Here is a 5103-nt window from a genome sequence, read left to right on the forward strand (position 1 = left end):
GCGCTATAGGAGCAGCCATGTTCACCACGGGCGCAGCCATCGGCGCTATAGGAGCAGCCATGTTCACCACGGGCGCAGCCATGTTAACGACTGGTGCAGCCATTGGTGCTACGGGTGCAGCCATTGGTGCTACGGGCGCAGCCATCGGCGCTACTGGTGCGGCCATCGGCGCTACTGGCGTAGCCATGTTCACCACAGGAGCAGCCATCGGCGCTACAGGCGCAGCCATGTTCACCACAGGCGCAGCCATTGGTGCTACTGGCGCGGCAATGTTCACAACTGGCCCGTTTTCCAGTATCTGCAATGCTGCCGTGATACCCATATCGGAAACGGATTTTTGCATAAAGTTCTGCATACTTTCAGCCTGTTCCGTTAGCCCAAGGTTAGAAAAAGCGCTGTTTACAGTCTTTGTAAGACTGCCCGCCTGAGTCCTAACCCCTTTACTAATAGTTGTCATTATCGCGCCGCCGCTGTAGGTGAGTTCGGATAGAGGCCCCTTCTTCGCGTCAGAAAACGGCAATAAGTCCCGGACTTTACCAAAAATGTTCTTTACCGCGTTGACCGGGGCCATGGCGACCGACTTGATACCGTCGACTAGGGTATTAATGATCGCCTTACCTGAATCGTAGAACAGCGTACCGACGCCGCCTAGGAAGTTCGTTATGCCGTCCCATACGCCCGTAAATATCGACTTGAATCCTTCCCAGGCTTTTTCCCAGTCGCCCGTCAGGATGCCCAGGGCGGTCTGAATGATCCCGCTAATAATCGCCCAGGCAATTTGTATGATCGACTTTATCGTATTCCAGACAAATTTCACGATTCCCAGGATAAACATAAAACCGTTCTTGATTACAGAAATAATAATCTGTATAGCCGCCATAATAAAGGGGCCGATTGCTGCCCATACAAACTGAATGTAGTTCCACCAAACTTCGATTACCTTCTGAATCATAGGCCAGATCGTCGTAAACCAATTGACTACAGCCGTAAAGCCCTGAATGATCCCGGCAACAATCGATGCCACAATAGGAATAGCCGTGGTCAAGATTGTCTGGAAGATCGACATTACAACCGCTAGGACAGGCGGCAGGTACGTCGTAACGAACTTGTAAATGCCCGCTACCAGTTTCAAGACGATAGGGGCCAAAGTCATGAAAAGCCTACCTAGCGCGGCGGCCAGGGGCTGCAAAACTTTCCAGATCGTTTGCCATGCGTTCACAAGCACCGGAACCAGCGCTTTTACAAAAGGCACGACGATATTGTAAATCTTCACCCACATTCCTATGACGTCTTTCGCTATGCCCTTAACGACAGGGATTACATTTGCCTGAATGTAGTTCCAGGCTTTGACGACTGCACCCTGGATAACAGGCCAGTATTTTGCCGCCTGGGCTTGCAGCCATTGAAACGCAGTGACTATTTGGGCGATTACCTGCTTAACGGTCGCCTGAATGACAGGCCAGTATTTTACCGCCTGGGCCTGTACCCATTGAAACGCCGTGACTATCTGCGTGGCAACTTGCTTGACGACTGCTACGCCCTTTGTAAGCGCCCCGGTCTGCTTATCATTGAATCCCAGGCTTTCCAGCATGCCCCCGCCCTTGTCTCCGTCTCCCTTGAAGATCGCGCCAATAGCCGCACCGAATTTTTTCGCCGATGCAAGCCAGCCCATAAGCTTCTGCTTCGCTCCATCTATGCCGCCGTTCAGCTTGATAAACCAGCCAATCAGCAGCCCTATCGCTAGGATTATCCAACCGATAGGATTCGTCAGCATGGCCGCCGACAGCAGCCGTAAAGCGACCGAAGCGACTAACGTAGCGGATTTCATGGCCGTCATGATGGAAACGACAGCACCTATAGCAATCGCTACGCCCTGAACGTAGGGCTTTATATTGGCCCAGTTTTTCTGAATGAACGCGAATACTGGCGCGGACGCTTTTTGAATTGCACGGAACCCCGTCACAGCCAGCCTTTGCGCCTTGAACACGCCCTCAGAAATCGCGGCGAATCCTTTGTGAGCCTTGGCTACAAAGCGGTCAATTGCGCCCGATTTTTGCAGTTGGTTAAGAGTTTCTAGTAAGCTTTTTAGGCTCATTTTCAATCGTTCAAACAACGGTTCCCCCAATTGTTGTCCTAAATTCCCCATAAAGTCCTTGGCGTTGCTTATCATCCCCTTGAAGCTTTCCGACTGCTTAGCCATGCCGCCCTTAAACCGCTCTTCCATAAGCGAAAACAAGGCCGCATTGAATGCCTTAATGTCTGTTATTTGTCCCTGATTGTTAATGGGGTTACTGCCTAACAGTTTCGCCTGTGCCTCCAGCATGTCTTTTCTTATGCCGAATTCTTTCAGCCGTTCCAGTTCCCCGGTCTGGGCGTCGGCGAGAGCTTCCACCGCTTGGTCTAGGCTCTTACCCATGACGCTGGCCATGTCGCCAGTGATCCCCAGCACCTTCCGAGCTTCCATGCCGTAGGCGCTTAGTTTTGTCGTCGCTTCGACTACTTGCGGAATTTCAAATGGCGTTTGGGCCGCAAACTCTTTAGCCCAGGACAATGTCTCTACCGCTTTTTCATGGCTTTTCAAAACAACGGATAATGTATTCTCGTACTGCTCCATGTCCGCGTTTGCGCCTATTAACCAGCTAAATCCTTTTTTTACTGCCGCCATACCGCCCAAGGCGACAGCAACCTTACCGATAGCCGAAGTAAGCCCAGATGCGCCGCGTTCGGCTGCGACCAGCCCATTACGGAATGAGTTAGTTTGCTTTGTCGCTTCACGAATACCGCGCGTAAAATCGTTGTCGTAATAATTAAGTCGTATTCCCATCGTAAATTCGCGTGACATACATTTCACCGCCAATTATGCGAAATCGGTTTCCCACCTACCGTTGAAGGTTGCCGATTTCCCATAATCGTGAAGGCCGCCGATTTAACCGCCAATCGTGAAGGGCAAGAAGTAAAGATTACTTTATTTCTTTCTAACTTTACTATTGACTGAGAATGAATTCTGCCAGCCGTCTATACCCGTCTGATTTCCCGTTAATCCGCAGATAGAGAAAATCAACGGCGTTGCTACAGCGCCTGGCGTATTCATCCTGCGGTATCCCTAGTTTTCGCATAGCTTCTCCTGTCCGTAATTGGAGCAACCAGCGCGCCTGAACGCAGGCATAGGTTCTTGGCTTATCCCGGCGAAGCTGCTCTAGTGTATGGTCAAGCATGATTTTATTGATTCTCCCGTCGCTTACACCGTCGTAAGCTTTCGGCCCGGAATTGCTCGGCAGGGCATCGTATGGCCTGTCCCCAACGACCATAGAAGCGTAGTTATCCAACCAGCGCCTAATATTCTTTTTCGATATATAGCCTTCTAACCTCATCAAGCAGCTTCGCCCCCGTTCCCCTTTTTCAGAATATGGCCCATTTTTTCCCAGAACAGATTTGTACTTTTGGTTGATTTCTGTAAGGCAGTAAAGTGTATTCCAGACTTTTCCTTTTTCTTGGGGGTGGGGTGTGCTTGTAGCTGTTGAAATGAAATTCCTGGTTCTTGTGAAACCGTAATGGCCAACGCCAATCCCCCCTGGTTCCACAGGCTTTCACTTCTTCCCTTTCATGGGTTCACTATGCTTCATTTTGATAAAGCTAAAATGCGATTATTTCCCGGCCTATTTCGCGCCCTTGTCAAGCGTTTCTGCCGGGTTTACACGATGCTGTGCAGCGCCGCCCCAAGAAACGACGATTTTACCTTTCGACGCCGCCCGCAGTTCGGAATTGATTTGCCCCAGCAGGTCGTCGCTGTCGTCGGGCTTTAACCGGGCGTGTTTCTCAATCAAGCGGCCCAGCGTGTTAAGCGCCCTGTCCAGCGTCCGGTCTTCCAGGCTGCCCGCGTGGTAATAGCTGCGCGCGCCTTCGCCTTCGGAATACCATACCCGCGTTTGTGCATCGGCGTAAGCTTCCGCTTCGCTCTCCGTCCGGTTTGCCGTCCAGCGCTCGATAACTTCGACACGCTTTTCATGGCAGCGGGAAGCGGGACAGTAGCCAGGCTTGCCGTCCAGTTCGCCCTTAACGCAGACATGGCGACAATCGGGATTCATGCAGCGATACTTGACGTACTTTTCCCGCAGCTTGCGCTGGTAGTAGTTGTCCCATTTACGCCGCCAATCGGCCAGGTACACAACAATATTTGCTCTGTGCATTTTTATGTCATGCAGCAAGCTTATCGCCTCACCGTCCGTCTGCGATTCATACACTTCACGCGCGGCGGGGCTTAGAACACGCGAATATATTCCGTGCTTACGGCTGTTCTGGGCAGCCGTCGCCTTGCCTTCTTCCGTCCTCGGCCCCGTACTCGCCCCAGCGCAGCGTCTACAGCGTCCGTAGCCTTTGTGTGCTGTCCCCGCGCCCGCATAACTGCGGCAGAATGCAGCCGTGTTTTTACGACGTCCTCCGCACAGCAAAGCCGCTTTCCCTCGTCGCTCCGCAATGTAATTTTTCTCGTCGGCTAACGGATGAAACGCCTGCTTGAGGGCCATGTCCATGTTGGACATTCGAATCACTCCTTTCACTTTACGGCTACCTGCTCGCGGCTTTCCTTGCTTCGATTAAATCGTCAACAAACTGTGAGAGCGTATAAACATAAAACGCCATGTTCTGTAAAGACTTCTTTGCTTCATACAACGCTAGGGCGCGCGCCAGGCAGTACTCACAAAAATCTAGCAGCCCCTTGGCTTCCAAACTATTGTTATCGGCTCTTACAGCCCAGTGTCGGGCCAAATAGTAGCCCGGGTTAAGTAGCACGTCCTGGGTAAGGGCCAGAAGGCCGTCCGCTTCATCTTCATCCCAGGCAAATACTTCGTTGTTATTGAACAGCCCGTCCGCGTCTTCCAGCCGATCTTTAATACTCGCGCGGTATTCTCGGTAAGCCCGCCCTAATGCCCGCAGTTCTTTCCGGTTAACCGGGCCAAAAAACGACATTACTTCATCTGCCATATGCCCAAATTCCCCTTTCCTAAAGTTCGTTTCGCCGGATCGGAACACTGCCCTGAATGCTCCAGCGCCCCGCTGTTCAAAGCCCTTTTACAGGCGCTTAGCAGCAAAAGAAACACTATATAT

Annotated in this window: 5 protein-coding genes; all 5 read right to left on the reverse strand. The window is 51.7% G+C overall.

Annotated elements, in window-relative coordinates; translation table 11 throughout:
- Positions 1-2842 (reverse strand): tape measure protein (locus JFN88_RS10580; protein WP_233167688.1); only part of this gene is annotated, 2842 nt, incomplete at its 3' end.
- A gap of 142 nt (positions 2843-2984) precedes the next feature.
- Positions 2985-3374 carry a hypothetical protein gene (locus tag JFN88_RS10585; RefSeq protein WP_199019289.1) on the reverse strand — a complete coding sequence of 130 codons (390 nt, stop codon included), beginning with the start codon at positions 3372-3374 and terminating at the stop codon, positions 2985-2987.
- A complete protein-coding gene (locus JFN88_RS10590; RefSeq protein ID WP_199019290.1) occupies positions 3371-3559 on the reverse strand; it encodes a hypothetical protein in 189 nt (62 codons plus the stop codon). The genes JFN88_RS10585 and JFN88_RS10590 overlap by 4 nt, the downstream gene beginning before the upstream one ends.
- Before the next feature lie 97 nt (positions 3560-3656).
- The gene (locus JFN88_RS10595) at positions 3657-4556 is read right to left on the reverse strand and encodes a hypothetical protein (protein WP_199019291.1); all 900 of its coding nucleotides are present in this window, start codon (positions 4554-4556) and stop codon (positions 3657-3659) included.
- A 7-nt stretch (positions 4557-4563) separates the two neighbouring features.
- Positions 4564-4980, reverse strand: a complete 417-nt coding sequence (locus JFN88_RS10600; RefSeq protein ID WP_199019292.1) for a hypothetical protein — start codon at positions 4978-4980, stop codon at positions 4564-4566.
- Positions 4981-5103 lie beyond the last annotated feature (123 nt).

Origin of the sequence: Paenibacillus roseus (assembly GCF_016424485.1) — a bacterium.
In the GTDB taxonomy this organism is placed as follows: domain Bacteria; phylum Bacillota; class Bacilli; order Paenibacillales; family Paenibacillaceae; genus Paenibacillus_D; species Paenibacillus_D roseus.